The sequence below is a fragment of the Knoellia koreensis genome, assembly GCF_013041615.1.
In the GTDB taxonomy this organism is placed as follows: domain Bacteria; phylum Actinomycetota; class Actinomycetes; order Actinomycetales; family Dermatophilaceae; genus Pedococcus; species Pedococcus koreensis.
Genome location: NZ_JABEPQ010000002.1, coordinates 738655 through 765212 on the forward strand (window position 1 = coordinate 738655; position 26558 = coordinate 765212).

The 26558-nt window shown below is 70.3% G+C and carries 25 protein-coding genes and 1 tRNA gene; 9 read left to right on the plus strand and 17 right to left on the minus strand.

Annotated elements, in window-relative coordinates; all coding sequences use genetic code 11:
• Positions 1 to 59 precede the first annotated feature (59 nt).
• Positions 60 to 1064 carry an EamA family transporter gene (locus tag HJG52_RS11770; RefSeq protein ID WP_171243754.1) on the minus strand — a complete coding sequence of 335 codons (1005 nt, stop codon included), beginning with the start codon at positions 1062 to 1064 and terminating at the stop codon, positions 60 to 62.
• A 95-nt stretch (positions 1065 to 1159) separates the two neighbouring features.
• Here HJG52_RS11770 and HJG52_RS11775 point away from each other — a divergent pair, with 95 nt between their 5' ends.
• The gene (locus HJG52_RS11775; protein ID WP_171243755.1) at positions 1160 to 1711 is read left to right on the plus strand and encodes a CGNR zinc finger domain-containing protein; all 552 of its coding nucleotides are present in this window, start codon (positions 1160 to 1162) and stop codon (positions 1709 to 1711) included.
• A 102-nt stretch (positions 1712 to 1813) separates the two neighbouring features.
• On the opposite strand, the gene HJG52_RS11780 is transcribed toward HJG52_RS11775, so the two are convergent.
• The 6 genes from HJG52_RS11780 to HJG52_RS11805 form a co-directional block, all read right to left on the minus strand.
• Positions 1814 to 2794 (minus strand): ribose-phosphate diphosphokinase, encoded by a 981-nt coding sequence (locus HJG52_RS11780; RefSeq protein ID WP_171243756.1) that lies wholly within the window; start codon positions 2792 to 2794, stop codon positions 1814 to 1816.
• Complete coding sequence (gene glmU / locus HJG52_RS11785; protein ID WP_346767708.1) at positions 2791 to 4320, minus strand: bifunctional UDP-N-acetylglucosamine diphosphorylase/glucosamine-1-phosphate N-acetyltransferase GlmU; 1530 nt, start codon at positions 4318 to 4320, stop codon at positions 2791 to 2793. Before glmU ends, HJG52_RS11780 begins: the two co-directional genes overlap by 4 nt.
• A gap of 190 nt (positions 4321 to 4510) precedes the next feature.
• Complete coding sequence (locus HJG52_RS11790; protein WP_171243757.1) at positions 4511 to 5698, minus strand: FAD-dependent monooxygenase; 1188 nt, start codon at positions 5696 to 5698, stop codon at positions 4511 to 4513.
• 182 nt (positions 5699 to 5880) lie between these two features.
• Positions 5881 to 6261, minus strand: a complete 381-nt coding sequence (locus HJG52_RS11795) for a hypothetical protein (protein ID WP_171243758.1) — start codon at positions 6259 to 6261, stop codon at positions 5881 to 5883.
• Positions 6258 to 7259, minus strand: coding sequence for a hypothetical protein (locus HJG52_RS11800; protein ID WP_171243759.1), 1002 nt, complete (start codon positions 7257 to 7259; stop codon positions 6258 to 6260). Before HJG52_RS11800 ends, HJG52_RS11795 begins: the two co-directional genes overlap by 4 nt.
• Before the next feature lie 547 nt (positions 7260 to 7806).
• Positions 7807 to 7885, minus strand: a tRNA-Gln gene (locus tag HJG52_RS11805).
• Positions 7886 to 8063: 178 nt separating this feature from the next.
• On the opposite strand from HJG52_RS11805, the gene HJG52_RS11810 reads away from it, so the two are divergent.
• Complete coding sequence (locus HJG52_RS11810; RefSeq protein ID WP_171243760.1) at positions 8064 to 9035, plus strand: acyl-CoA desaturase; 972 nt, start codon at positions 8064 to 8066, stop codon at positions 9033 to 9035.
• Between the two features lie 20 nt (positions 9036 to 9055).
• On the opposite strand, the gene HJG52_RS21650 is transcribed toward HJG52_RS11810, so the two are convergent.
• Complete coding sequence (locus HJG52_RS21650; protein ID WP_171243761.1) at positions 9056 to 9835, minus strand: N-acetylmuramoyl-L-alanine amidase; 780 nt, start codon at positions 9833 to 9835, stop codon at positions 9056 to 9058.
• A gap of 83 nt (positions 9836 to 9918) precedes the next feature.
• On the opposite strand from HJG52_RS21650, the gene HJG52_RS11820 reads away from it, so the two are divergent.
• Positions 9919 to 10518 (plus strand): TetR/AcrR family transcriptional regulator, encoded by a 600-nt coding sequence (locus HJG52_RS11820; protein WP_206070742.1) that lies wholly within the window; start codon positions 9919 to 9921, stop codon positions 10516 to 10518.
• An 8-nt stretch (positions 10519 to 10526) separates the two neighbouring features.
• On the opposite strand, the gene HJG52_RS11825 is transcribed toward HJG52_RS11820, so the two are convergent.
• Positions 10527 to 10886 (minus strand): VOC family protein, encoded by a 360-nt coding sequence (locus HJG52_RS11825; protein ID WP_171243763.1) that lies wholly within the window; start codon positions 10884 to 10886, stop codon positions 10527 to 10529.
• Positions 10883 to 11698, minus strand: a complete 816-nt coding sequence (locus tag HJG52_RS11830) for a methyltransferase domain-containing protein (protein ID WP_171243764.1) — start codon at positions 11696 to 11698, stop codon at positions 10883 to 10885. The genes HJG52_RS11825 and HJG52_RS11830 overlap by 4 nt, the downstream gene beginning before the upstream one ends.
• Positions 11699 to 11766: 68 nt before the next feature.
• Here HJG52_RS11830 and HJG52_RS11835 point away from each other — a divergent pair, with 68 nt between their 5' ends.
• Both HJG52_RS11835 and HJG52_RS11840 read left to right on the plus strand, forming a co-directional pair.
• Positions 11767 to 12342: a MarR family winged helix-turn-helix transcriptional regulator gene (locus tag HJG52_RS11835; protein WP_171243765.1), complete on the plus strand. Its 576-nt coding sequence runs from the start codon at positions 11767 to 11769 to the stop codon at positions 12340 to 12342.
• Complete coding sequence (locus tag HJG52_RS11840; protein WP_171243766.1) at positions 12339 to 13118, plus strand: hypothetical protein; 780 nt, start codon at positions 12339 to 12341, stop codon at positions 13116 to 13118. Before HJG52_RS11835 ends, HJG52_RS11840 begins: the two co-directional genes overlap by 4 nt.
• Here the strand turns inward: HJG52_RS11840 and HJG52_RS11845 are convergent.
• Positions 13102 to 13911 carry an alpha/beta hydrolase gene (locus HJG52_RS11845; RefSeq protein ID WP_171243767.1) on the minus strand — a complete coding sequence of 270 codons (810 nt, stop codon included), beginning with the start codon at positions 13909 to 13911 and terminating at the stop codon, positions 13102 to 13104. The two genes, HJG52_RS11840 and HJG52_RS11845, sit on opposite strands and share 17 nt — an antisense overlap.
• Positions 13912 to 13927: 16 nt before the next feature.
• Between HJG52_RS11845 and HJG52_RS11850 the strand changes: the two genes are divergently transcribed.
• Positions 13928 to 14551 (plus strand): PadR family transcriptional regulator, encoded by a 624-nt coding sequence (locus tag HJG52_RS11850; RefSeq protein WP_171243768.1) that lies wholly within the window; start codon positions 13928 to 13930, stop codon positions 14549 to 14551.
• Complete coding sequence (locus tag HJG52_RS11855) at positions 14493 to 15068, plus strand: ATP-dependent endonuclease (protein ID WP_171243769.1); 576 nt, start codon at positions 14493 to 14495, stop codon at positions 15066 to 15068. The genes HJG52_RS11850 and HJG52_RS11855 overlap by 59 nt, the downstream gene beginning before the upstream one ends.
• On the opposite strand, the gene HJG52_RS11860 is transcribed toward HJG52_RS11855, so the two are convergent.
• Positions 15058 to 16866 (minus strand): ABC-F family ATP-binding cassette domain-containing protein, encoded by a 1809-nt coding sequence (locus tag HJG52_RS11860; RefSeq protein ID WP_171243770.1) that lies wholly within the window; start codon positions 16864 to 16866, stop codon positions 15058 to 15060. The two genes, HJG52_RS11855 and HJG52_RS11860, sit on opposite strands and share 11 nt — an antisense overlap.
• 3 nt (positions 16867 to 16869) lie before the next feature.
• Positions 16870 to 17808, minus strand: a complete 939-nt coding sequence (locus HJG52_RS11865; RefSeq protein WP_171243771.1) for a 4-(cytidine 5'-diphospho)-2-C-methyl-D-erythritol kinase — start codon at positions 17806 to 17808, stop codon at positions 16870 to 16872.
• A gap of 108 nt (positions 17809 to 17916) precedes the next feature.
• On the opposite strand from HJG52_RS11865, the gene HJG52_RS11870 reads away from it, so the two are divergent.
• Entirely contained in the window at positions 17917 to 18654 is a 738-nt protein-coding gene (locus HJG52_RS11870; RefSeq protein ID WP_346767709.1) for a response regulator transcription factor, read from the plus strand.
• On the plus strand, positions 18651 to 21194 hold the full coding sequence (locus HJG52_RS11875) for a DUF4153 domain-containing protein (protein WP_171243772.1): 2544 nt from the start codon (positions 18651 to 18653) through the stop codon (positions 21192 to 21194). Before HJG52_RS11870 ends, HJG52_RS11875 begins: the two co-directional genes overlap by 4 nt.
• Before the next feature lie 76 nt (positions 21195 to 21270).
• On the opposite strand, the gene rsmA is transcribed toward HJG52_RS11875, so the two are convergent.
• The 4 genes from rsmA to metG form a co-directional block, all read right to left on the minus strand.
• Complete coding sequence (rsmA, locus tag HJG52_RS11880) at positions 21271 to 22158, minus strand: 16S rRNA (adenine(1518)-N(6)/adenine(1519)-N(6))-dimethyltransferase RsmA (RefSeq protein WP_171243773.1); 888 nt, start codon at positions 22156 to 22158, stop codon at positions 21271 to 21273.
• A 135-nt stretch (positions 22159 to 22293) separates the two neighbouring features.
• Positions 22294 to 23448 carry a resuscitation-promoting factor gene (locus tag HJG52_RS11885; RefSeq protein ID WP_346767710.1) on the minus strand — a complete coding sequence of 385 codons (1155 nt, stop codon included), beginning with the start codon at positions 23446 to 23448 and terminating at the stop codon, positions 22294 to 22296.
• Between the two features lie 262 nt (positions 23449 to 23710).
• Positions 23711 to 24568 (minus strand): TatD family hydrolase, encoded by an 858-nt coding sequence (locus HJG52_RS11890; protein ID WP_171243775.1) that lies wholly within the window; start codon positions 24566 to 24568, stop codon positions 23711 to 23713.
• Positions 24565 to 26376, minus strand: coding sequence for a methionine--tRNA ligase (gene metG / locus HJG52_RS11895; RefSeq protein ID WP_171243776.1), 1812 nt, complete (start codon positions 26374 to 26376; stop codon positions 24565 to 24567). Before metG ends, HJG52_RS11890 begins: the two co-directional genes overlap by 4 nt.
• Between the last annotated feature and the right edge of the window lie 182 nt (positions 26377 to 26558).

Here is a 26558-nt window from a genome sequence, read left to right on the forward strand (position 1 = left end):
GCCGACGATCCGCCGTGGATCCGTCGTGCTGTGTCCCTCGCCGAGGCAACCCCGAGAGTCTAGGCGACGCCCGCGGGGAGAGGGAAATCGGTGTCGTCATGGTCGCGGCCACCCGGATCTTCCGCTGCGGCGTTGGCCTCGTCGGCCCGGGCGCGGCGCAGCTCGCCTGCGCGGACGGCGACAACACCGCCCAGGATGAGTAGGCCGCCGGCCAGCTGCATCAGCCCGGGCAGCTCGCCCAACAGGAGCCAGGCGAAGAGCACGGCGAAAAGCACCTCGGTGAGGCCGACGAAGGACGCGATCGTCGACCCGAGCCGTCGTGCCGCGAAGGTGCCGAGGAGGTATGCCGCGGCCGCGGCCACGAGTGCGAGCTCCAGGATCGCTGCCCACCAGGGAAAGGTGGTGCCGCGCATGGTGACGTCGGTGGCGACGAAGGTCATCGGCAGGATGCGGACGGCGCCGAGGACGGCGAGCGCGACCGCGCCGACGGCCAGCCCGAGCCCGGCGAGGGCGAGGGGCGGCAGGTCGCTCTCGTGGGCGGCGACGACGAAGTAGGTGGCCAGCCCGGTGGCGGCGACCAGGCCCCACATCACGCCGACGAGGTCGGGCCGGCTCTGGCCGGTGAGGTCGAGGACGAACACCAGGCCGAGGATGGCGAGCAGGACGCCGACCCCGGTGAGGGCCGCGGGGGCGCGACGGGTCGTGGCCCAGACGAAGAGGACGACGAGGACGACGCCGAGGTACTCCAGGAGCAGGGCGACGCCGACGTCGAGCCGCTGCACCGCGTAGAAGTACGAGACCTGGCAGCCGGCCACCGCGATGGCGCCGTAGGCCAGGACGTGCCAGACGTTGCGCCGCAGGAGGTGCCAGCGGCCACGCATGGCGAGGGCGGTCGGCACCGCGAGCGCGAGGGCTGCCCCGGCGACCCTGAGCAGGACGATGGCGCCCGAGCTCCAGCCCTCGACGAGCAGGCTCTTGGCGAACGGGCCGCTCGTGGCGAAGGTCGCTGCCGAGGCGAGGGCGAACCAGAGGCCCATGGCCGTGGCGCGGCTGCTGGTTTGCATCGGGTCTCCCGGGTCGTCGGCTCACGCTGCGCCGTTGTCAGGGGCAAAACGTCTTATACTCCTGACGCTAGCGAAATCCAGCGTCAGGAGTCAATGTGCTTTTTGCCCATGACACGGAGGTGGCGCTTCGTGGTGCCGCGGCGCTGGTCAACACCGCTGCGACGCTGCCCACCGACACCGACGACCTCACGACCGTCGCCGAGCTCGACGAGTTCGTGCGCGCGTGGGGCTGGACCGGGTCACACCGGCACACCCGGGCCGAGCTCGACGAGGTGCGCGACCTGCGCCCCCGGCTGCGCGAGGTGTGGCTCGCCGACGAGGACGAGGCGGTCGGCATCGTCAACGGGTTGCTCGTGGAGGCGGGCGCGCTCCCCCAGCTGGTCAAGCACGACGAGTGGTCCTGGCACCTGCACGCCACACCGCCGGAGGCGCCGCTGGCCACCCGGATGGCGGTCGAGGCGGCGATGGCGCTGGTCGACGTGATCCGCGCCGACGAGCTCGACCGGCTGCGGGTCTGCGCCGCCGACGACTGCGAGGACGTCGTGGTCGACCTGTCCAAGAACCGGTCCAAGCGCTACTGCGACGGGACGTGCGGCAACCGAGCCAACGTCGCGGCATACCGCGCCCGCAACCGCCCTCCCACCTGACCCAGCTTTTCCGCGTCATGCGCAAAAGCGAGCTTCGCTCGGGCTACTAGCCCGAGCGAAGCACAACCTTCCCGAGCGAAGCGCCCAGGCGGTCCGCCGCGGTCAGGCGCGGCCGTCGAAGAGGCTCGTCACCGAGCCGTCCTCGAAGACCTCCTGGATCGCCCGGCTGATCAGCGGCGCGATCGACAGCACCGTCAGCTGGTCGAAGTTCTTGTCGTCGGCGATCGGCAGCGTGTCGGTGACGATGACCTCCGACGCCTGGCACGCCTTGAGCCGGTCGACGGCCGGGCCGGACAGGATGGCGTGGGTCGCGGCGATGATGACGCCGGCCGCCCCGTCCTCCATGAGCGCGTCGGCCGCGTGCGTGATGGTGCCGGCGGTGTCGATCATGTCGTCGACCAGGACGCAGATGCGGCCCTCGACCTCACCGACGACGCGGTTGGCGACGGTCTCGTTCGGCCGGTTGATGTCGCGGGTCTTGTGGATGAACGCCAGCGGCGCACCACCCAGCCGCTCGGACCACTGCTCGGCCACCTTGATGCGACCGGCGTCAGGCGAGACGACGGCGAGCTTCTCGTTGCCGTACTTCGCCGCGACGTACTCCGACAGGATCGGCAGCGCCATCAGGTGGTCGACCGGGCCGTCGAAGAAGCCCTGGATCTGCGCCGTGTGCAGGTCGACGGCCATGAGCCGGTCGGCGCCGGCGGTCTTGAACAGATCGGCCATGAGCCGCGCCGAGATCGGCTCGCGGCCGCGGTGCTTCTTGTCCTGGCGCGCGTACCCGTAGAAGGGCAGCACCACCGTGATCCGCTTGGCACTCGCGCGCTTGAGGGCGTCGATCATGATGAGCTGCTCCATGATCGCCTCGTTGAGCGGCGTCGCGTGGCTCTGGATGACGAACGCGTCCGACCCGCGCACCGACTCCTCGTAGCGCACGTAGATCTCGCCGTTGGCGAAGTCGTAGGCACTCGTGGGCACGAGGTCGGTCCCGAGCTCGGCCGCGACCGCCTCGGCGAGGGCCGGGTGCGCGCGCCCGGAGAAGACCATGAGGTTCTTCTCGGTGGCCTTCTGGATGCCGGTCACGCGTTCGCCTGCCCTTCGCTCGTGGCGTTGTCGGTATGCCGCGTGCTCGCCTCCGCGTCGCCAGTCGCCTTGTCTCCCAACGACTTTGCGGCGCTCGCTTCCTGCGCGGCGGCGTGCGTCTTGGTGCCCGCACGGGCGCGCTCGACCCAGCCGTCGATGTTGCGCTGGCGGCCGCGGGCAACGGCGATCTGGCCCGGCTCGACGCCGTCGGTGACGGCTGAGCCCGCGCCGACGTAGGCGCCGTCGGCGATGTCCACTGGCGCGACGAGGACGCTGTTGGACCCGACGAACGAGTGCTTGCCGACCGTGGTGTGGTGCTTCTTCACGCCGTCGTAGTTGGCGAAGATGGTGCCGGCCCCGATGTTGGCGCCGGCCCCGATGGTGACGTCCCCGGCATACGTCAGGTGTGGCACCTTGGCACCCTCACCGATGGTGGCGTTCTTCGTCTCGACGAACCCGCCGATCTTGCCGCCCGCCCCGAGGACGGTGCCGGGGCGCAGGTAGGAGAACGGTCCGACGGTGGCGTCGGGGCCGATCTCGGCGAGCAGGGCCTCGGTGCGCTTGACCTCGGCGCCGTCGCCGACCTCGGTGTCGGTGAGGGTGGTGTCGGGGCCGATGGTGGTGCGCTCGCCGATCGTGGTGGCGCCGAGGAGCTGGGTGTTCGGCAGGACCGTCGAGTCGCGGCCGATGGTGACGTCGACGTCGACCCACGTGGTCTCGGGGTCCACGATGGTGACGCCCTCACGCATCCAGCGCTCGGCGGTGCGGCGGTTGAGCTCGCGCCCGAGGCGGGCGAGCTGGACCCGGTCGTTGACGCCCTCGGTCTGCCAGAGGTCGGCGATGAGGTGGGCGCTGACGCGGCCGCCGTCGTCGCGGGCGTGGCCGAGGACGTCGGTGAGGTACTTCTCGCCCTGGGCGTTGTCGGTGCCGACCTTGGCGAGGTTGTCGCGCAGGGTCTGGGCATCGAATGCGTAGATGCCCGAGTTGATCTCGGTGATCGCGAGCTGGTCGGGGGTGGCGTCCTTCTGCTCGACGATGCCGCTGACCGAGCCGTCGGCGTCGCGCAGGACGCGTCCGTAGCCGGTCGGGTCGTCGAGGTGGGCCGTGATGACGGTGACGGCCGACTCCGTGGACTGGTGCTCGTCGACGAGCGAGCGCAGGGTGTCGGCGGTGAGCAGGGGCACGTCGCCGTAGGTGACCAGGACGGTGCCCGTGAGGTCGCCGGGGAGGACGTCGAGCGCGCACTCGGTCGCGCGGCCCGTGCCCTTCACGTCGTCCTGGTCGGCGATGACGGCGTCCGGGTCGAACTCGCTGATGTGGGCGGCGACGAGGTCCCGCTCGTGGCGCACGACCACGGCGAGGTGCTGCGGCGCCAGCCCGCGGGCGGCGGCGATGGCGTGCCCCACGAGGGTGCGTCCGCCGATGCGGTGCAGGACCTTGGGAGTGGCTGACTTCATCCGGGTGCCCTCACCAGCTGCGAGGACGATGACGGCGGCGACGGCGGTGCCGGCCGGGGTGGTGCTCACGCGCGGACGCTCCAGTGGGTCGGGGGCGGCGGTCGGCTCATGCTACCCGCCGGTCGGTATGCCGCTCGCCCGGCTGCTCCTGCGCCCGAAGGCGAGTCGGGACGTCAGGCCGGCCACGCGGCATACCTGCCCATTTTGACCTGGTATGCCGCGTGCCTGGGTGGGGAGCGCGGGCTCGCTGCCCGTCCGGTCAAGTGCGCGAGCCCGAGTCGGGCACGCCCTCGTAGTCGGGCATGTCTGGGCCACCCACCGCGCGCTCGATCAGGGCGGTGAAGGCTTGCATGTCGGGCTCCGGACCGGGCGCAGCTTCCGGGTCGGCCGTGAGCATCTCCACGTGCATCCGGCCGATCTCCTGGTTGGCCTCGACGTAGTCGGTCATCCGCTGTTGGTAGCCGGCGAACCCGGCTGCGGGGTCCCAGCCGGTGGCCGCGAGCTCCCCGGCCAGGAGGTAGGCGCCCACCAGGGCCAGCCCGGTGCCCGCCCCGGACATCGGTGAGGCGCTGAACGCCGCGTCGCCGAGCAGTGCGACGCGACCGTGGTGCCAACGGTCCATCACCACCTGGGCGACCTGGTCGAGGTAGAAGTCCGGGGTGTTGTCGAGGTGGCTGAGGATGCGCTCCGTCTCCCACCCGAACCCGGCCATCTGCTCGCGCAGGAGGCGCTTCTGGGCATCGACGTCGCGGTAGTCGATGTCGAAGGTCGGCGAGGGGAAGGAGAGCATGGCAATCGCCCGGGTCGCGTCGGGGACGGGCCGCAGGCCGGCGGAGCGTCCTGCCTGCTGGAAGTCGAACATCCAGCCGTCCAGCCCGAACTCGTTTGGCACCGTGTAGAAGGCGAGGACGAGTCCGAGGTGCCGGACGAACCGCTCGCGCGGCCCGAAGACCATCGTCCGCAACGGCGAGTGCAGCCCGTCGGCGCCGATCACCAGGTCGAAGCGCCTCCGGTCGCCGCTCGCGAAGCCGACGTCGACCCCGCCCGTGTCCTGGGTGAGCTCGGCGATGCGGTCGCCGAAGACGTACTCGGCGCTGTCCTTCGTGGCGTCGTACAGCACCCGGGCGAGGTCGCCGCGCAGGATCTCGATCTCGGAGATGTACCCGTCGCCACCGTCGTCCTCCGCGCGGAATGTCTCGAGCACGTTGCCGGCCTCGTCCACCCGGTAGGCGCCCGCGGTGTTGGTGCAGGCGGCCCGGACCTCGGCGTCGAGGCCCATCCGCCGAATGACTTCCTTGGCCACGCCGCGAGCGTCCACGGCCTGCCCACCCGGACGCAGCGCGGGAGCCTGTTCGACCACGGTCACCTCGGCACCCCGCCTCGCAAGCCAGTGGGCCAGGGCCGGACCCGCGATACCGGCTCCCGTGACCAACACCTTGACGCTCATGACTGTCTCCTCTTGGTCCGTTGACTTTCTGAGGTGACTGACCCCCGGTGCAGGCGCTTCTCATCGGTCGCGGTTCGTGACGGCTTCGGCGTCCTGAGGCGCACCACGCTTCAGCCTCGAAGGTTGGCGGTCGAAGTGCGGATGCTCGAATCCACCAGACGCTGCACCGCGCGTTTCGCTTCTCAAACGACAGCAGCAAGGTCGTGCGCAGGACGATGCAACAGGTCTTCAGGTTCCGCGATTCGGCGGCGCATCCCTCGTCGGCCTTCGTGGAGCCGGTTGGCCATCCAGTTTTCCGAACAGGGATGGAGCCACGGTTTGTGATTTTCCGTGTGGAGAATGCAAACACGGCCTACCGGTTCGCTCACGACGTCATCAATCACTGCCTCCGCCATCCAAGGTCGCTTGGCAATGAATTCGCGGAGTGGTGCGCTGGCATGCTGGACCTTGTTGCCAAGACCGTTCCAGCGCCGTCGCAAGAAGGTCCGGCTTAACACCTTGGCCGGGTGGGGTGGCAAGTGGCACTGCGCGACGCGCTGATCGCGGCAGATCCGGGCAATCACGGCTCGGCGCGTACCGTTGCCCACCAAACTCTGCCGTCGCCTGCGAGGCCGATCCGCGATTGCCAGGTCAGGGCCTGCATTCCCTCGGTGTCTACCTCGATGAGCACTACTTGCACGAACCGATGTGCGTTGGCCCTGGTCCATAGGGGCTGCGGAAGCTCGCCCAGCGAGAACCTGGCCTCCGGATACCCGTCGACGGGATCGATCACCAGCCAGGAATCGCTCGCGGCATCGCGAACGTCGATCCCTTCGGGAGTTGGGCCGAGCGGGAGCGGCACACGACCTGCCGCAGATCGCAGTCCGACGACTGGTGCCCACTCATCGAGTGATGATCCATTCGCCAGCGCGTCGAGGGCGGCCGCGTCGATTCCAATCATCACTGCTGGATCGTGGTGGTCGTGGAGCAGGCCGAACTTGAAGGTTTGTGGCCCCGCGATTCCGATGCGGCGCTCGATGGGAGAGCTAGCGGCGTAGTGCAAGTCGAGCCGGCCATCGGAGCCTGTTCGCCACCGCGACCGCGCTTCTTGCTCGATGGGGACCCGGAACACCGGTGGCCTGCTCAAGCTGTCCTGTGGCATCTCTGGCCAGCATTCGAGCCGGTGGAGGACGTCCTCGGCTGCCATGTCTAGGACCGTGACGAAAAGCCGTTCCATGGCTGAGTCGCCGCGGTTGAAGCTCCACCTCTGGTTGAGGTCCATGGCAGTCAGGCCGGGATCGCGAACAACGTCGTGCCAGGTGCTGGATCCGATAGCCACCTGCAGCTGGTCGGCTTTGACCCCAGCGAGGGTCGGCGACGACGCCAAATGGTCGTGCGTGGTGAACCCAATCGCGACGTGGAAGTCGAGGTCGTGGGTTTGGATGGCGCCGCGGCCGCTGATCTGGATCACAGCCACGCCCCTATCGGAGACGGACCGGAACGTCCCGCTGCTCCGCTTGAATCCATGCCTGCGCAACACGGGTGCAGCGATATCTCTCACCATGAGCGCCAAGGGCTTCACGCCGCCGAGCATCGCATGCAGAGCTCGACGTGTCAGGGCCTCGCGGTCGGAACTATCGCCGTCACGCGCACTCCGAGCAGCGATGGCGGACGCTACGCGTCCTCCACGCGGCACGAGCGGACGTTAGCCCGCAGAGCGGCCACATACGCGTGAGTCCGCAGCGACGCACCGTCAGCTCGTCGGCAAAAGCATGCGTTGTCGCTAGGGCTATCAGGGCATCGCCCCAGAAGTCCGAGCCAGGTAGGCACTGAGCTGCGCGTCCGCATTGATGCTGGCTTCGAGCTCGAAATACCGGGCTCCCACGTCCTCAAACCGGGCAACGTGATGGCCTCCGCGGTCGATTCCGACCGGCCTGCTAACCCTGCTGTTAGCAAATCCGTGAGCAAGGCCGGCAGGAACGTTAAGGGGCCGAAGAAGCGCTAGGCCGCTGACCTGCCCCTTTGGCTCCCCGGGTAGGAGCCGCGTCTCGGCGCCGGTTCGTACCTCACCGCCGCACGCGCCGCTCCCAAGATTCCTACCCGGGTCGCTCACTCACTTCGTTCGTTTGCTCCCCGGGTAGGAATCGAACCTACGTCGCTTGTCCTGATTCAAAGTCAGGCGGGCCCTGCCAGCAGACCAACCGGGGAACGCCCCGCAAAGGGCAACCCACAGGTTATCGGGGCGCAGAGTGGGTAGATGACAGCCACAGGCGCCGGGGCGACTCACAGCACCCTCTCAGCCGCTGAGGATGACACCTACGGGACCGTAGGTTACGGTTTCGTAGGTTAGGTGAACGCCCCTGGCCCCGACGGAAAGGTCCTCGCCATGACGACCGTGGCCCCCTCCGCACAGACGTCCGCACAGACCGCCGCACCCGAGCGGGTCCCGGACCCGCGCACCGTCGAACCAGAGCACAAGCGCACGGGCGAGCAGGTCACGCTCGCGCTCTTCATCGGCGTCCCGTTCCTCGCCCTGCTCGCGGCCATCCCGGTTGCGTGGGGTTGGGGGCTCGGCTGGCGCGACATCGCCATCGCCGCCTTCATGTACATCATCTCCGGGCACGGCATCACCGTCGGCTTCCACCGCTTCTTCACCCACGGCTCGTTCAAGGCCAAGCGCGGCCTCAAGGTCGCCCTCGCAGTCGCCGGCTCCCTCGCGATCGAGGGTCCGGTCGTGCGCTGGGTCGCCGACCACCGTCGCCACCACGCCTTCTCCGACCGCGACGGCGACCCGCACAGCCCCTGGCGCTACGGCGAGACCATCCCGGCGCTCATGAAGGGCCTGTGGTGGGCGCACATCGGCTGGCTCTTCGACGTCGAGCAGACCCCACGCGACAAGTACGCACCGGACCTGTTGGCGGACAAGGACATCCAGAAGGTCGACAAGGCTTTCCCCTGGCTCGTCGCCACCTCAATGCTCCTCCCGCCACTCATCGGCGGACTCTGGTCAATGAGCTGGCAAGGCGCCCTCACCGCGTTCTTCTGGGGCTCGCTCGTCCGCGTCGCGCTCCTCCACCACGTCACCTGGTCGATCAACTCGATCTGCCACGCCATCGGCGAGCGGCCGTTCAAGAGCCGCGACAAGTCCGGCAACGTCTGGTGGCTGGCGGTGCTGTCCATGGGCGAGTCCTGGCACAACCTGCACCACGCCGACCCCACCTGCGCACGGCACGGCGTCGAGAAGGGTCAGATCGACTCCAGCGCCCGCATCATCTGGGCGTTCGAGAAGTTCGGTTGGGCCCACGACGTCCGCTGGCCCGTCGCCAAGCGCATCGACGCGCGCCGGCTCGCCGCCTGACCGTCACCCCGGCAACAACCTCACCCGACGTCGGCGACCAGCTGGCGGAACCTCAGCACCTCCGGACGCTGCCAGTCCACGTGGTCGTTGCGCCACCCGGCGAGGTCGCGAAAGTCCTTGTCATCATTGGCCATTGCGTGTCCGATGACTCGGTCGGGGGGTATGCCGTACTCCCGCTCCAGCCATGCCACCAGCTCGGCGCCGGCCTTGACTTGGGCCGGCCGCGCCAGCACCTGCTGCGTCGCCCACCGCGGCGAGTTGCCTTGCGACGACTGCACGAACTCAACGCCGATCGCCTCCTGGTTGAGGCCGATCGTGTGCCGGCAGACCATGCTCGGCGGCACCAGCTCGCGGATGGTGCCGCGCTGGTCCACGACGTAGTGCGCGCAGGTGCCCGGCCGCTCCCCCAGGTTCGGCTGGTTCGCCGCGAACACCGACCGCACCGACTCGTACGTGTCGCTCTCGCTGTAGTGCAGCACCACCATCCGCGGCTCGAGCTGCCACGTCGCCTTCCCCGCGTGGCGCTTCAGGTATGCCGCGGTGTCAGCCTTGCGCTCCGGGCCGAACGGGATGTGGTCGCGGACGATCCGTGGCTGGGTGGGTGCGGCCGTGGTGGTGGGCGCCAACGGCGTCGCAGTCACCGACGGCGCCGCAGGCGCGGTGGCAGCCGTCGTCGCGTCGGCATCGACCTTCGGCAGCCGGTCGGACACCACCACCCCACCGGCGATCACGGCACCGAGCAGGGCAGCCGAGAGGGCAGCGCGACGGGCGCCCGCGGCATACCCTTCCCTGCCCTTCACCTGGCCCACGCTACGGCGCAGGCATGATGGACACCGTGACCGACGCCTCCAGCAAGCCCACGTCCTCCTCAGCCCGCTCCCGCATGACGGGCAAGCAGCGCCGCGAGCAGCTCATCGAGGTCGGTCGAAAGCTGTTCGCGGACAAGGGTTTCGAGGGCACGTCGGTCGAGGAGATCGCCGCCAAGGCGAGCGTGTCCAAGCCAGTCGTCTACGAGCACTTCGGCGGCAAGGAGGGCCTGTATGCCGTGGTGGTCGACCGCGAGATCGCGGCCCTCCTGGGCGGCATCACCGGCACCCTCAGCGCCGAGCTGGGCAGCCGCGAGACCCTCGAGCGCGCGGCGATGGCGCTCCTCGACTACATCGAAACCAACACCGACGGCTTCCGGATCCTCGTGCGCGACAGCCCGCCCGGCCAGTCGACCGGCTCGTTCGCGAGCCTCATCTCCGACGTCGCCAGCCAGGTCGAGCACATCCTCGCGGCCGAGTTCAAGCGGCGGAAGCTCGACCCGAAGTCAGCGCCGCTCTACGCCCAGATGCTCGTCGGCATGGTCGCGCTGACGGGTCAGTGGTGGCTCGACTCACCCAAGATGAAGAAGTCCGACGTCGCCGCCCACCTCGTCAACCTCGCGTGGAACGGACTTGCCGGACTGGAGAAGAAGCCCGGCCTCATCTCCGAGCGCTGACCCCGCGGCTACACCTGCTGGAACTCGACGCGGTTGCCCACCGGGTCACTCGTGTGGAAGCGCCGCACACCGGGAACGTTGTCGTCCCACGTGACCGAACCGCCCTGTGCCGCAACAGCTTCCGCCGTGGCGTCGACGTCGTCCACGGCGAATGCCGGATGCGCCTTGAGCGCCGGTGAGAACGGCTCCTCGACGCCGCAGTGCAGCTCCTGGGTGCCCACCCGGAACCACACCCCGCCTCGCGCGGCGAGGACCGGCGGCTTCGGGATCTCAGGCAGCCCGACCAGCTCGCCGTAGAACGCGCGCAGCGCATCCTCACTCCCGGCCGGGCAGGCGACCTGCACATGGTGCAGGCCGACCACACTCATCGGCCACCGTCCGGACGCTGCGCGACGACGAAGAGCCGGCGGAAGGGGAAGATCACACCCGCTTCGCTGCGCGGGTATGCCGTCTTGAGCCTCGCGCCGTACTCCGCCAGGAAAGCCTCCCGCGCCTCGTCGTCGTCACCGAACGACTCGACGACCGGCCGGAGCCCCGTGCCGCGCACCCACTCGAGGACCGGGTTGTCCTGGGCCCCTTCGGGATCCAGCACGTGGAAATAGGTCGTCTCCCACCCGTCCACGTCGAGCTCGGCCCGGGTGAGGACGGCAAGGTAGTCCTCGACCGACGGGACGCGCAGGCGGTCGAGGTCATCGCCCAGGGCGGCCGGTGCGGCATACCCTCGGGCGACCTCACGCATGATGGCGTGCGACGGCGCGTCGATGTTGCCGGGCACCTGGTTGGCGAACCAGCCACCGGGCGCGAGGGAGTCAGCCCACGGGCCGAGGAGGTCCAGGTGACCCGGGACCCACTGCAGGGTCGCGTTGGTGACGAGGACGTCGATGGGCGCGCCCACCGTCGCCGGGTCCCAGGTGGCGACGTCGGCCTCGACCCACTCGACCCGCCCCTCGGCGTCCTGCGTGCGCGCGGACTCGAGCATCTGCGGCGAGTGATCGACACCGATGACCCGGGCGTCCGGCCAACGCTGGGCCAGGGCAAGGGTCAGCGGGCCGTTGCCGCAGCCCAGGTCGACGACGACCTTGGGATCGGTGGCGCCGATGCGACTGGTGAGGTCGTAGAACGGGCGCGATCGGTGGTCGGCGAACTTGGCGTACTGCGTCGGGTCCCAGGTCGTGCTCATCGTCGCGCCTCCTGCTTCGAAATTTATCTTGATATCAAGATACTTGATGGAGAGTAGAGTTGTCACCCATGGAGCCGCAACCCGACGATGTCGACCGGATCGTCGACGCGTGGCGCCGCGAACGACCCGACCTCGACGTCGAACCCCTGCACGTCCTGTCGCGCATCTCGCGCCTCGCGCGACGGCTCGACCTCGACCGGGTGCAGGCCTTCGCGCAGCACGACCTCGAGGGCTGGGAGTTCGACGTGCTGTCGGCGCTGCGGCGCGCCGGCGACCCCTATGAGCTGTCCCCCGGCCAGCTCGTCCGCCAGACCCTCGTCACCAGCGGCACCATGACCAACCGGGTCGACCGGCTCGAGCGGCGCGGCCTGGTCGAGCGCAGCCCCAGCCCCACCGACCGCCGCGGTGTCATCGTGCGGCTGACCGGCGAAGGCGCGCGCACCGTCGACGCCGCGATGGCGGACCTGCTCGCCCGCGAGCGGACCCTGCTCGCCGAGCTCTCCGGTCGCGACCGCACGGACCTCGCCGACAAGCTGCGCCGGTTGCTCGGCCCGTTCGAGACCGAGACCAACCCCGGCACCATCCCCACGACCACACCCGACACCACCACTCCCGACCCCGAAGCCAGCAAGGAGCTGCGGTGAGGCGACTGCGCCACCGGACCACGCGGCATACCCGACGCACGGCGGGCGTGGGCGCGACCCTCGCCGCCCTCGCCCTGATGACCGCAGGCTGCTCATCGGGCAGCGACACCGCGGGGTCACCCGGCACGACCAGCTCCACGACGACGCAGTCCCCGTCGGCCACGCCGAGCACCACCACCTCCGCGGCACCGTCGCCCACCGAGCAGGTCGGGCCACAGGTCCCCAGCCCCTCGGCCACGGTGGCCCCGGGCGACCCGGCCGCGGGTGAGCGGGGGCTCCAGGCCCTCCTGCCCGAGGGCGCGATGAAGAAGGTCGGCTTCAGCTACACCAACCAGCCGACCGCCGGGGTGTGGGCCTGGTACGACGCATGCGGCGGACGGCTGCCGTCGAACGCCCAGATCGTTGGCGGTGCGCACGCGCGCTGGACCGACTCGGTGAGCACCATCGACCAGGTCGTCGCCTACTACCCGAACGACGGGGCGGGCGAGGCCGTCAGCCAGGCGGAGGCGCTGACGAAGTGCGCGAACTGGAGTTTCGCCGACGGCACCAAGGTCACGGGCGTCAAGCCGCACAAGCTCGACAAGGTCGGCGGCCTGTCCGGGCAGTTCAGCTGGTGCGAGAGCATCAAGGCGGTCACGCGCTGCACCGCGGTGGTGTCGGCCGGCAACACCGTCACCCGCCTGTGGGTGCTCGCCAGCCCGGCGACGGAGGCCGAGCAGACCATCAACACCTTCGCGACACTCGCCTCCGCGCGGATCCTCAGCCAGCCGAGCTGACGTCGCCCTTGGCCCACTGCAGCACCGTCGTGGCGAGCGGCGTCCACTGCGGATCGGCGTCGGTGCCCTTGTTCAGCATGCCCCAGCCGTGGCCGGATTCCGTTGCCACGTAACGCTTCTGCTTCGCGGGTGACGCCTTCAACGCGGCCTCGACCTTGGCCGGCTCCATCTCGAGGTCGGTGGTGGCCATGGCGATGAGCAGCGGCACCGTAATGGCGGGCGTTGCCTCGGCGGCCGTCGGCAGGCCCTGGTAGCTGAACGGCCCGGACAGGTCGACCACGCCGTCCGCGCCCGCCTTGCCCCCGGCCGCCAGTGCGGTTGCCCCACCGAGCGAGGCGCCGACGATGGTCACGCGCTTGGCGCCCTGCTGCCTGGTCCAGTCGACCGCCAGCTTCACCTGCGCCGTGGGGTCCTCCGCGAACGCCCCCTTGCACTGCGACTTGCCCCAACCGCAGAGGTCGATGAGCACGCCGCGCACGCCCTTCCCAGCCGCCCACCCGGCATACGACACCCAGCCGCAGAAACCCGAGGGCGCGGTCTGGTGCAGATAGACCGCCGCTGTCTCCCCGTCCCCGATGCTCGCGCCGGTCACCACACTGCCGTCGGGTCCGTCGAGCGAGATGAGCTCGCCCCCGTCGAAGGGCACCTTGCACCGGTCCTGGATCGACGTCACCGTCGGAGTGGGCAGTGGTGTGGGCGTTGATCTCGTGGGCCCGCTGGCCGGGTCCCCGCTGCCGCCACACGCCGCCAGCAGCACCACGACCGCGGCGAGCACCGCTGCAAGACGTTTCATATGTCAACATTGACATATGCCGCCGGAAGCGTCCATCCCCTCGCACCTCGGCTTCGCCATCCTCGGGCTGCTCGCGCGCCGTCAGCGCACCGGCTACGACATCGCCAAGGCGATGGAGCGCCCGGTCGGCTACTTCTGGACCGCGCGGCACAGCCAGATCTACCCCGAGCTGGCGCGGCTCGAGGACGCCGGACTCGTGCGACACCGGGTCGTCGACGGGGCCGGCCCCAGACCGACCAAGAGGTATGCCGTGACGGCGGCCGGCAAGCGGGCGTTGCGCTCGTGGGTGGCGTCCGAGCTGGAACCGCAACCGGTGCGTGACCTCGAGACCCTCAAGCTCTGGTCCGTCTGGCTGGTCGCCCCGGAGATTGCAAAGTCCTTTGTGCGCCAGTCTCTTTCGGCACACAAGGCGCGGCTCGCGGCATACGAGGAAGAATTGGCGGGGGTGGACGCCGACACGGACTCGCGTGACCCCGGCCACCCCCTCTTCGCGAGCCGGCTCACCCTCGAGGGCGGCGTCAGGTCACGACGCGCCGCCGTGGAATGGTGCGAATGGATGCTCGATGAGCTGGACTGGGCCGGTGACCACCACCGATCCGACCGGCACCGCCAAGGTCACGGTGCTCGTCGAGGGACGTAGCGACGCGGCCGTGGTAGGCAGCCTGTTCGCGCACCACGGACTGGCCGACGCCGAGCTGATCGTCATGGATGGCATCACGAACATCGAGCGCCAGCTGGCACTGCTGTCCGCCGACGAGTGGGTGTCCGTCTGCGGGTTGTGCGACCTCGGTGAGGTGGGTTTCGTCGAGCGCGCCCTCGCCCGCCGCGGCATGGAGGTGCGCGACCGCGACGACCTGGCGCGCCACGGGTTCTTCGTCTGCGACACCGACCTCGAGGACGAGCTGATCCGCGCCCTGGGCGCCGACGAGGTCGTGGCTGCCGTCACCGAGCTCGGCGAGCTGGGACGGTTCCGCACCTTCCAGAACCAACCCGAGTGGCGGGACCGCACGACCGAGGACCAGCTGCACCGGTTCGCCGGGTCGGGGTCGGGTCGCAAGCTGCGGCTGGCCGAGGCGCTGGCGGCGCGGCTCACGCCGACCAGCACGCCAAAGCCGTTGCGCCGCTTGGTCGCCCACGTCGAGCAGCTCACTCGATGAGCTCTGCGGCCTCCAGCCACTCGAGCTCCAGCGACTCCCGCTCGTCGGCGATCTCACGCAGCTGCGCATTGAGCTCGGTGATGCGCTCGTGGTCCGTCGCGGCCTCGGTCATGGCCATGTGGATGCGCTCCTCGCGCTCGGTCAGCCGGGACAGCTGACGCTCGACCCGGGCGACGACCTTGCGCGCCTCCCGCTGCTCGGCCGGAGACGCTGCCGACACCGATGCGGGCGGCGCCGACTCGGCTTGTGCGGGGGTTGGCGACGGGGAAGAGGTCGACTGGTGACGCAGCTGGAGGTACTGCTCGACCCCACCGGGCAGGTCACGCACCTTGCCGTTGCCGAGCAGCGCGACCTGCCGGTCGCAGACCCGCTCGAGCAGGTACCTGTCGTGGGACACGACGACCAGCGTGCCGGCCCACCCGTCGAGGACGTCCTCGAGCGACGTCAGCGTCTCGACGTCGAGGTCGTTGGTCGGCTCGTCGAGCAGCAGCACGTTCGGCTCGTCCATGAGCAGCCGTGTCAACTGCAACCGGCGCCGCTCACCACCCGAGAGGTCCGCCACCCGCGTCTGCTGCCGCCCGCCCGTGAACCCGAGCCGCTGAGCCAGCTGCGCTGCGCTGATCTCCTTGCGTCCCAACCGGATTGACGTACGCACGTCCTCGATCGCCTCGATCACGCGCCGGTCGGCATACCGCTCGAGCTCACGCACCTCCTGCGTGAGGTGAGCCAGGCGCACGGTGACCCCCTGCTTGCGCTTGCCGCTCGTCAGCGGCACCTCGCCCGCGAGCGCGCGGAGCAGCGTCGACTTGCCCGAGCCGTTGACGCCGACGATGCCGATGCGGTCGCCGGGGCCGAGCTGCCACGTGACGCGGTCGAGCAGCACCCGGTCGCCGACGGTCACCGAGGCGTCGTGCAGGTCGATGACGTCCTTGCCGAGCCGCGCGGTCGCGAACCCCATGAGCTCGACGTCGTCGCGCGGCGGCGGCTCGTTCTCTATCAGCGCGTTGGCCGCCTCGATGCGGAACTTCGGCTTCGACGTGCGCGCGGGCGCTCCGCGCCGCAGCCAGGCGAGCTCCTTGCGGAGCAGGTTGTCGCGTCGTTCGGCGGTGACGTTGGCCATCCGCTCCCGCTCGGCCTTCGCCAGCACGTATGCGGCGTAGCCGCCTTCGAAGGACCCAACCGACCCGTCGACGACTTCCCAAGTCTGGGTGGCCACGGCGTCGAGGAACCAGCGGTCGTGGGTGATCGCGACAAACGCGTTGTCGGGGCGAGACCGGTGCCTGACCAAGTGGTCCGCGAGCCAGGCCACGCCCTCGACATCGAGGTGGTTGGTGGGCTCGTCGAGCAGCAGCACGGTGGGGTTGGCGACGAGGAGCCGCGCGAGCGCGAGCCGGCGGCGCTCACCACCGGACAACGGACCGACAAGCCCATCGAGGCCGCCGACACCGGGCGCGTCGACCCCACCCAGCAGGCCGTCGAGCACATCCCTCACCCGCGGGTCGCCGGCCCAGACGTGCTCGGGCAGGTCGCCGAGCACCACCGACCGCACGGTCGCACCCGGGTCCAGCACGTCGGCCTGCGCGAGCATCCCGACGGTCGCAGACCCGGTGCGGGTCACCCGGCCCGAATCCACCCCCATGGACCCGGCGAGCACGCGCAGCAGGGTGGTCTTGCCGCCGCCGTTGCGGCCAACGACACCGATGCGGTCACCGCCCTGCACCCCCAGCGAGACGCCGTCGAGCACCTGGGCGGTGCCGAGCGCGAGCGAGGCACGTTCGACACTGATGAGGTTGGCCATGCGCTATCCCGGTCGAGGTCCGCCGATGACATGCGCGCCGTGGGCCGGCCCGGTCGCACGCCGCACGTCCTGCACCGCACCCGAGGCCGTGAGCGCGACCGCGAGGTCGAGCGCCGACTCGGTGTCCTCACAGAGGAAGGCCACGGTCGGACCCGAACCCGACACGATGCCGCCCACCGCGCCGAACTCCAGTCCCGCGTCGATGACGTCGGTCAGCGCCGGCATGAGCGACAGCGCCGCCGCCTGCAGGTCGTTCTGCAGGGCGGCGCCGAGCGCCCGCGCGTCACCCGAGCGCAGCGCCTGCATCATCTCCGGGGTCGGCACCGGGTCGGGCACGGCGACGCTTCCCCGCAGGCGGTCGCACTCGGCATACACGGCAGGGGTCGAGAGCCCGCCCTCGCTCAGGGCGAGCACCCAGTGGTAGGTGCCACGCGCGAGGACCGGCGCGAGGATCTCCCCGCGCCCCGACCCCATCGCCGTGCCACCGCTGAGCAGGAATGCGACATCGCTGCCGAGGCCGCCGGCGATCTCCTCGAGCTCCTGTTTCGTCGTGCCGAGCCCCCACAGGTGGTCACACGCGACGAGGGTCGCGGCCGCGTCGGCGGAACCGCCCGCCATGCCACCGGCGACCGGAATGTCCTTGCGGATCGCGATGTGCACGGGTTCGTCGACCCCGGCCCGCTCGGCCAGCGCCTGGGCCGCCTTGGCGGCGAGGTTTGTGCCGTCGACCGGCACACCGAGCGACTGCGGGCCGCTCACGCTGAGACCCCACTCCTCGGCCGCCGTCACCGTCACCTCGTCGAACAGGTTGACGGCATGGAAGACGGTCGCGAGCGGGTGGTAGCCGTCGGCGCCCGGCGGCCCGACCAGCAGCTCGAGGTTGATCTTGGCCGGCACCCGCACCGTCACCGATGCGCTCGGCGGCAACGCGGCTGAGGTCATGTCGCCACCCTATTGGGCCCCACGGCAGGTCGCTGACCCGGACATCTGCACAGAACCTTCACAGGTTGTGCCCGCCTCCTGACCACACGCCCTCCTACGCTCGGTCCCGTGAGCCACCACACCAGTCCGCGCATCCTCGTGGTCGAGGACGAGCGCACCATTGCCGACGCGGTGACCAGTCGCCTCGTCGCCGAGGGTTTCGATGCGGTCGCCGTGCACGACGGGCTCACCGCCCTGGACCGCGCGCGGGAGTGGTCGCCTGACCTGGTCGTGCTCGACATCATGCTTCCGGGCCTCGACGGCCTAGAGGTATGCCGCCGGCTCCAGTCCGAGCCCACGTCGCCTCCGGTGCCGGTCCTCATGCTCACGGCGCGCGACGACGAGACGGACATGCTCGTGGGGTTGGGGATCGGTGCCGACGACTACGTGACCAAGCCGTTCTCGATGCGCGAGCTGGTCGCCCGCATCCGCGTCATCCTGCGCCGGGTCGAGCGCGCAGCGGCAGCGGCTGCCGACAACGGTGCGAACGGTTCGGGCAGCGACCGCGCCACGGCTCGCGTGCTCGAGGTCGGGCCGGTGCGCATCGACCAGGGCCAGCGGCGGGTGTGGAACGACGGCGACGAGGTGCACCTGACACCCACCGAGTTCGACCTGCTCGCCGCGCTGGCGGCCGAGCCGGGCACGGTGCTCAGCCGCGAGACGCTGCTTGCGGAGGTGTGGGGGTGGGGCGACGCCAGCGGCACCCGCACCGTCGACAGCCACCTGAAGTCGTTGCGCCGCAAGCTCGGTCAGGATCGGTTCCGCACGGTCCACGGGGTCGGGTACGCCCTGGAGACGGGCCAGTGAGCCAGGAGCCGAGGACGCCCTACGGGCTGCGTCCGCTGGACCCGGTGCGGTCGATCAAGACCAAGCTGGGGGCCCTCGTCGCGGTGACCGTCGCCGTCGCCACCCTGCTGGCCGTGCTGGCCACGCGGGCCGGCTGGTCGCCGTGGTTGGTGGTGCCTGTGGCCGTGCTGGTCGGGCTGGGCGTGACCCAGCTGCTGGCGCGTGGCATGACGAAACCGTTGCGAGACATGACGATTGCCGCCGGACACATGGCGCAGGGCGACTACACCCAGCGCGTGCGCACCGACTCCCGCGACGAGGTGGGCGAGCTGGCCCGCGCCTTCAACCGGATGGTCGCCACCCTCGAGCTCGTCGACCGGCAACGCCGCGACCTCGTCGCCAACGTGTCGCACGAGCTGCGCACCCCCATCACCGCGCTGCAGGCCGTGCTGGAGAACCTCGTCGACGGCGTCACCACCCCGGACGCGGCCACCCTGGCCGCTGCACACGCCCAGACCGAGCGGCTCAGCCGGCTCGTCTCCGACCTGCTCGACCTGTCGCGCGTCGACGCCGGCATCGCCCCCTTCCGAGTCGCCGACGTGGTCGTCGCCGAGCTGCTCGAGGACGCCGTCAATCAGGCCCGCACCGACGGCCTGCGGTATGCCGTGCGGGTCGACCCAGCCGACCTCACCGTCCCGGGGGACCCCGAACGGCTGCACCAGTTGCTCGCCAACCTCCTCGACAACGCAGCCCGACACAGCCCCGCGGGTGGTGAGATCCGTGTCGCTGCAACGGTTTCCGGTGATGACGTGGTCCTCACCGTCGCCGACCAGGGCCCCGGCATCGCCCCGGCCGACCGCGAGGCCGTCTTCGAACGCTTCACCACCAGCTCCGCCCAGCACAGCGGCACCGGCCTCGGCCTGGCCATCGCCCGCTGGGTCGCCCAGCTCCATGGCGGCGCCATCGGCGTCGCCGACTCGGCCACGGGTGCGCTCCTGCGCGTGACCCTCCCCCGTGACCACGACCGACCCGTCCGCCACCAGGAGGCACCGACGATGAGCACCCTCACCCCACCCGCACCGATGCCCGCAAGCCCGCCACCGCCTCCCGGTGCGCTCGAGCTCCGGCGGTTCTGGCCGGACGCCGGTGCCGGGCGCCCCGGGATCGTGGCTGCGTGCGCCGTCGCGGGCACCCTGGCGGCGCTCATCATCCCCGACCGCAACCTCGGGTTGGGCGTCGCGATCGTGTTCGCGACCATCGCCGGGGTGGTGCTGTTCGCCGGCAGCTGGCGGCCCTGGACCTGGCTCGACTGGGCCGACGTCGCCCTCGTGACGCTGTTGGTTGCCATGCTGGTCGTGCGCGACGCCGCGTGGATCACCATGCTCTGCCTGCTGGCCGCGCTCGCCCTGGTCGTCGTCAACGTCACCAAGGCCCGCACCGTCATCGGGATGCTGCTCGGGGCGGCCTCCGTGCCGTTCGCCGCCCTGCGGGGTCTGCCCTGGCTGGGCCGGTCCCTGCGCCCCGCCCAGGGGGCGCGCGCCTGGCTCCCCGTGGTCCGCACCGTCCTCGTCACCCTCGTGCTGCTGGTCGTCTTCGGTGCGCTGTTCGCCTCCGCCGACGCGGTCTTCGCCACCTGGGTCGACGCCATCACCCCGAACATCTCGATCGGCGACGTGCCGGCCCGGATCGTGCTGGGAGTCTTCATCGCCGCGGGCACCCTCGCCGCGGCATACGTCGCCCTCGCTCCCCCGGCCGTCGACTCGGTGCGGATCCCCCTCAAGGCGAGCCGTCGCCGGTTCGAGTGGCTGGCGCCGCTCGTGGCGGTCGACGGGGTCTTCGCGGTCTTCCTCGTCGCGCAGGCGACGGCACTGTTCGGCGGCCACGCCTACCTGCGCGAGACGACCGGGCTGACGTATGCCGACTACGTGCACCAGGGCTTTGGCCAGCTGACCGTCGCCACCATCCTCACGCTGACCGTCATCGCGTGGGTCGCGCACAAGGCGCCGGCCGACCTCGTGCGCAACCTGGCGCTCGGAGCCCTCGCCGTCATGACCCTCGTGGTCGTCGTGTCGGCGCTCTACCGGATGAGTGTCTACGAGGAGGCGTACGGCTTCACCCGGCTGCGGCTGCTGGTGTCGGTCTTCGAGGGGTGGCTCGGCGTCGTGGTGCTGCTCGTGCTGGTGGCCGGGGCGCTCGGCCGGGCCGGGTGGCTCGTGCCGACGGCGGTGCGGCTCGGCGCGGTCGGGCTGCTCGGGCTCGCGGTGCTCAACCCCGACCTGTGGATCGCCGAGCACAACCTGGCCCGTCAGGACACCGCCACCGTGCCGGTCGACTACGCCTACCTTGGCGGGCTCTCGGCGGACGCCTACCCGGCACTGTGGAAGCTCCCCCAGCCCGAGTTCGCCTGCGTCACCGGCACCGGCGAGCTGACCCTCCCGGACAGGGGCGACTGGCTGGACTGGAACCACGGCCGGTCCACCGGTCTCGACCTCGCGGCCCAACGCCCGCCGGCGACGACCGCCCAGGCCTCCGCAGCCGGCTGCGACACCCTCCAGCGCTGATGTCGCTGCGAGTCTTCGGAAGTTTCTGGACGCTGGAACGTAGGAAAACTTCCGAAGACTCGCGGGTCAGGGCTGGTCAGGGCGCAGGCAAGACGGACCGGGCGGCGGCGATGGCGGCGAACTGCTCGACGCCGAGCTGTTCGCCGCGGGTCTTCGGGTCGATCCCGGCCGCCACGAGGCATTCCTCGGCGCGCGCGGCCGACCCGGCCCACCCGGCCAGCGCCGCCCGCAACGTCTTGCGCCGCTGCGCAAACGCCGCGTCGATGCACGAGAACGTGTCCTCCCGTGTCGCCCCGACCTGCGGCGGGTCGCGGCGCACCATCTCCACGAGCCCGGAGTCGACGTTCGGCACCGGCCAGAACACGCCGCGCGGAACGTTGCCGGCGAGCCGCACCGCGGCATACCAGGCGGCCTTCACCGACGGCACACCATAGGTCTTGCTGCCCGGGGTGGCGGCCAGCCGCTCTGCCACCTCCAGCTGCACCATGACGAGCACGCGCCGCAGCGTCGGGAACGCCTCGAGGAACGACAGCACGACCGGCACCGACACGTTGTAGGGCAGGTTCGCGACGAGAGCCGTGGGTTGCGGGTCGGGCAGGGTGCGCACGTGCATCGCGTCCGCGTGGACGAGCGTGAGCCGGTCGGCGTATGCCGGCGCGAGCCGGCTCACCGTGTCACCGAGGGCCGCCGCGAGGGTCGGGTCGACCTCGACCGCCGTGACGTGCCCGGCGACGGGGAGCAGGGCGAGGGTGAGGGACCCGAGACCGGGACCGACCTCCACGACCGAGTCGTCCGGACCGACCTGCGCCAGGCGGGCGATGCGCTTGACCGTGTTGGCGTCGACGACGAAGTTCTGGCCCCACTGCTTGGTGGGTCGCAGGCCCAGGGAGGCGGCGAGCTCGCGGATGTGCGCCGCGCCGAGGTAGCCCGAGGCGTGCTCCGCGTCGCCGACCTCCTCACCCATGGGAGGTGACTCTATTGGCGTCGGTGGGCACGCGGCATACCGGCACCGGGCGTTGCCCCGAGAAACGCCGAGGACCGCACGAGCTCAAACCTCGTGCGGTCCTCGAGTGAGGCGCTGTTGCCTCGATGCGTGGGATCAGGCGGCGTGCGCGCAACCCCACGGGCCCAGACCGGCCTTGGCGTAGTAGCGGTTGGCCACGGTGATCTGCTCGGCGCGCGACGCGAGGTCGGCGCGGGGAGCGAAGTCGTCGCCGCCGTTGGCGAGCCACGAGCCGTAGTCGAACTGCAGGCCGCCGTAGTAGCCGTTGCCGGTGTTGATGCTCCAGTTGCCACCGGACTCACACTGCGCGATGCGGTCCCACATGGCGGCGTTGGAGAGGTTGATGCCGGCGCCGGAGGTGTTGCCGGCCGAGGGCTTGGTGCTGGAGGTCGAAGGCTTGGGCGCGGCCGCAACCGGCTTCTTCTTGGTGCCGACGGCGATGACCTGGGCGACCGGCTGCTGGGTCACCTGGGTGCCGACGGCCTTCTTGCTCTCGACCTTGCCGTCGACCTTGGTGATCTTGTAGGTCACGACCTTGGCGCCGTCCGAGCCGGCCTTCACGGTCTTGCTCTGGCCGACGAAGAGCGAGGAGTCGCTCTTGCGGGTCACGGTACGCGCGATGGCCTGGGTGTCCTTGAGCTGCGACACGGTCACCCGCTGCACGGCGATGCCGAGGCCCTTGGTCACCTTGGTGTCCAGGGCCGGCTTCACGCGGTCGTCGGAGTCCTTGGTGATGCCGAGCTCGGCGAGGACGTCGCCGACAGTGGCGCCGGTGGTGGTGACCTGACGGTTCTTGCCATCGGCCTTGACGGTGACCGCCTTGGGGGTGGTGACCGACAGGGCCAGGCCGTCGCGGCCGAGGCTCATCGAGCGCGAGGTCGACAGCTTCGCGGAGTCGGCGCGGATGCCGAGCTCGGCGAGCGCCGCGTCGACCGTGGTGGCGGTCGTCCAGTACTCGCGGGTGGCACCGTCGACGGTCACGGTCAGCTTGCGGCCGTACCGGACCACGATCTTCTGGCCGTCGGCCAGCGGGGTGCCAGGGCTGGGAGCGACGACGTCGTGCTCACCGACCTTGATGTTCTTCTTCTCGAGGATGTCCTTCACGTCGCCGCTGAACGCGTGGACGGTGGAGGTCTTGCCGTCGACCGAGAGGGTGACGGTCTTGTCGAGCTGGGAGACGCCGACGGTGCCGACGGCGAGGGCGGTGACGACGGCGCCTTGCACGATGCGCCGGACGGGACGGGTGATCACAATGCTCCAGTGGTCGAGCTCCCCGGGCATCGGTCCGTGCGACGCGCCCCGCCCCGGCAGCCGGTGCGGGCACCCGCACTGCTGGGAACAAAGGACGAGGGATGCCTGCCCTGGTGCCGCTGGTTCTGCGGCGGACAAGCACCCCTGCTCGCGTCACCCGGAGGTTCCGACCCCGGCCAACAGCCATCAACCATGACGGGTTGCCCGGCAAAGGTCAAATTTTGATAACGACCCCGTAAGCAATCGACCAACTCGCCGGGGCTCACCAGGGGCCGTAGACCGCCTCGGAGTTGGCACTGATCGCCTCGCACAGGGTCGGCACGGCGACACCGAGCACCCCCGCCATCACCCGCACCGTGAGCGGCACGAGGTAGGGCGCGTTGGTGGCTCCGCGCCACGGCACCGGCGTGAGGTAGGGCGCGTCGGTCTCGACGAGGACCCGCTCCAGGGGTGTCACGGCCAGGGCGTCACGCAGCCCAGCGGCGTTCTTGAAGGTCACCGTCCCCGCGAACGACAGGTAGTAACCCCGCTCGACGCACTCGCGCGCCATCTCCAGGTCGCCGGAGAAGCAGTGCATGACGGTGCGGTCCGGCGCGCCCTCCTCGGCCAGGATGCGCAGCACGTCGTCGTGCGAGTCGCGGTCGTGGATCTGCAGGGCCTTGCCGGTGCGCTTGGCGAGGTCGATGTGCCACCGGAACGAATCCTGTTGGCTCGCAAGGCCTTCCGGGCCGGTGCGGAAGTAGTCGAGCCCGGTCTCGCCGATGACGCGGATGCGTGGGTGGGAGGCCAGCGCCTCGATCTCCGCGTATGCCGCGTCGAGACTTCCCTGGGCGGCGAGCCTGGGTGCCTCGTTGGGGTGGATGGCAACCCCGCCGAGCATCTGCGGGTGCAGGTCGACCTGCTCGGCGGTGAACCGGGCGCCGGGCAGGTCACAGCCGATCTGCACGATGCGGTCGACGCCGACCGCGGTGGCGGCGGCGATGGCCGCGGCCACGTCCGGGAGGTCCTCGCCGTCGCGCGCGATGTCGAGGTGCGTGTGGTTGTCCACGACCGGGATCGGGAGCGGGTCGGGCGCGTCGGGGACGCGCCCATGCCCGCTGCGCTGGTCGTGGGGCGTCATGCGATCGAGCCGAGCTCTTCCTCGACCACCGACTCATCGAGCTTGGTGAAGATCGGGGTCGGCTTGGCGACCGGCGCCCCCACCGTCACCGGCACGGACTCCCAGCGCGGCGTCTGCGTGTACTCACCCGTGACGATCGGGTAGACCCGCTCACGGTCCCCGTCGTCGAGTCCGTGGACCTCCTCGATCCAGGGCATCGGCATGAACTCGCCCTCGCCCCCGATGGCCGCGTGAACGGCATTCGACGAGTGCGGCAGGAACGGCGCGAGGATGCGGTTGAGGTCGGCCACGGACTGCACGAGCGTGTGCAGCACGGTCGCCAGCCGCTCGCGCTGGTCCTCGCCCTTGAGCTTGAACGGCTCGGTGTCGGTGACGTACTTGTTGACCTCGCCGACAGTGCGCATCGCCTCGGCCACGGCCGCCTTGACCCGCTGCCGCGCGAGCAGGTCACCGACGGTGTCGAACGCCGCGAGCACCTTGGCCCGCACCGCCTCGTCGACCGGCTCGAGCGGCCCGGGCTGCGGCACCTCGCCGAAGTTCTTCGCCACCATCGATGCGGTGCGGTTGACGAGGTTGCCCCAGCCGGCGACGAGCTCGGAGTTGTTGCGCTGCACGAACTCGGCCCAGGTGAAGTTGGCGTCCTGGTTCTCCGGGCCGGCTGCGCAGATGTAGTAACGAATCGCGTCCGGGCCGTAGGTGTCGAGCACGTGCCGGATGCCGATGATGTAGCCGCGCGAGGTGGAGAACTGCTTGCCCTCCATCGTGAGGTACTCGCTCGAGACCACCTCGGTCGGCAGGTTCAGCTCACCGAACGAGCCGGGCTCGCCCCCGCGAGCCCCCTTCCCGGCATACCCGAGGAGCTCGGCCGGCCAGATCTGGGAGTGGAAGGTGATGTTGTCCTTGCCCATGAAGTAGTAGGACAGCTGGTCCTCACCGGTGGCGTCGGCGTTCCACCACTCACGCCAGCGCTCGGGCTCGCCGAGGCGGCGCGCCCACTCGACTGACGCCGACAGGTAGCCGATGACGGCGTCGAACCAGACGTAGAGCCGCTTGGTCGGCTGGTCGCGCCAGCCCTCGAGCGGCACCGGGATGCCCCAGTCGATGTCGCGGGTCATCGCGCGCGGCCGGATGTCGTCGAGGATGTTGAGGCTGAACTTGATGACGTTGGGCCGCCACGTGCCGCTCGCCTCGCGTCCCTCGAGCCACTCGCGCAGCGCGTCGGCCAGCGCGGGCAGGTCGAGGAAGAAGTGCTGCGTCTCGACGAACTCCGGTGTCTCACCGTTGATCTTGGACTTCGGGTCGATGAGGTCGGTCGGCTCGAGCTGGTTGCCGCAGTTGTCGCACTGGTCGCCGCGCGCCTCGGGGTAGCCGCAGATCGGGCAGGTGCCCTCGATGTAGCGGTCGGGCAGGGTGCGTCCGGTGCTCGGCGAGATGGCGCCCCGGGTGGTCTGTTCTACCATGTAGCCGTTCTTCCAGACCTGGGTGAACAGCTCCTGGGCGACCGTGTAGTGGTTGACGGTCGTGGTGCGCGTGTAGAGGTCGTAGGAGCAGCCGAGGTCGGCGAGCTCGTGGGCGATGATCGCGTGGTTGCGGTCGACGAACTCCTGCGGCGTCACCTGCGCCTGGTCGGCGAGGACGAGGATCGGCGTGCCGTGCTCGTCCGACCCGCTGACCATGAGCACGTCGTGGCCCGCCATCCGCATGTACCGGCTGAACACGTCGGAGGGCACGGCGAACCCGGCCACGTGGCCGAGGTGCCGCGGGCCGTTGGCATACGGCCAGGCGACAGCGGAAAGGACTTTGGTCACAGGCGAATCCTATGCGCGCACGGCAAGTCGCTTTCCCGCGCACATCACGTATGCCGCCCGCTCACCTCCGCGACCGCCTCCCCCAGCGCGCCCGCTGCAGCTTTCGGCCACCCGCCCGAAACCTCATCCACCCCCACCGATCGGACTGCAACTTTCGGCCCCCCGCCCGAAACCTCACCGTG

Bases quoted from the DNA above. Each gene is read 5' to 3' on its own strand.
- HJG52_RS11860 (WP_171243770.1), bottom strand. From the start codon at position 16,866: ATGGCCAACCTCATCAGTGTCGAACGTGCCTCGCTCGCGCTCGGCACC.
- HJG52_RS11845 (WP_171243767.1), bottom strand. From the start codon at position 13,911: ATGAAACGTCTTGCAGCGGTGCTCGCCGCGGTCGTGGTGCTGCTGGCG.
- HJG52_RS11850 (WP_171243768.1), top strand. From the start codon at position 13,928: ATGCCGCCGGAAGCGTCCATCCCCTCGCACCTCGGCTTCGCCATCCTC.
- HJG52_RS11825 (WP_171243763.1), bottom strand. From the start codon at position 10,886: ATGAGTGTGGTCGGCCTGCACCATGTGCAGGTCGCCTGCCCGGCCGGG.
- HJG52_RS11865 (WP_171243771.1), bottom strand. From the start codon at position 17,808: ATGACCTCAGCCGCGTTGCCGCCGAGCGCATCGGTGACGGTGCGGGTG.
- HJG52_RS11830 (WP_171243764.1), bottom strand. From the start codon at position 11,698: ATGAGCACGACCTGGGACCCGACGCAGTACGCCAAGTTCGCCGACCAC.
- HJG52_RS11810 (WP_171243760.1), top strand. From the start codon at position 8,064: ATGACGACCGTGGCCCCCTCCGCACAGACGTCCGCACAGACCGCCGCA.
- HJG52_RS11790 (WP_171243757.1), bottom strand. From the start codon at position 5,698: ATGAGCGTCAAGGTGTTGGTCACGGGAGCCGGTATCGCGGGTCCGGCC.
- HJG52_RS11820 (WP_206070742.1), top strand. From the start codon at position 9,919: ATGACGGGCAAGCAGCGCCGCGAGCAGCTCATCGAGGTCGGTCGAAAG.
- rsmA (WP_171243773.1), bottom strand. From the start codon at position 22,158: ATGGGTGAGGAGGTCGGCGACGCGGAGCACGCCTCGGGCTACCTCGGC.
- HJG52_RS11835 (WP_171243765.1), top strand. From the start codon at position 11,767: ATGGAGCCGCAACCCGACGATGTCGACCGGATCGTCGACGCGTGGCGC.
- HJG52_RS11890 (WP_171243775.1), bottom strand. From the start codon at position 24,568: ATGACGCCCCACGACCAGCGCAGCGGGCATGGGCGCGTCCCCGACGCG.
- HJG52_RS11770 (WP_171243754.1), bottom strand. From the start codon at position 1,064: ATGCAAACCAGCAGCCGCGCCACGGCCATGGGCCTCTGGTTCGCCCTC.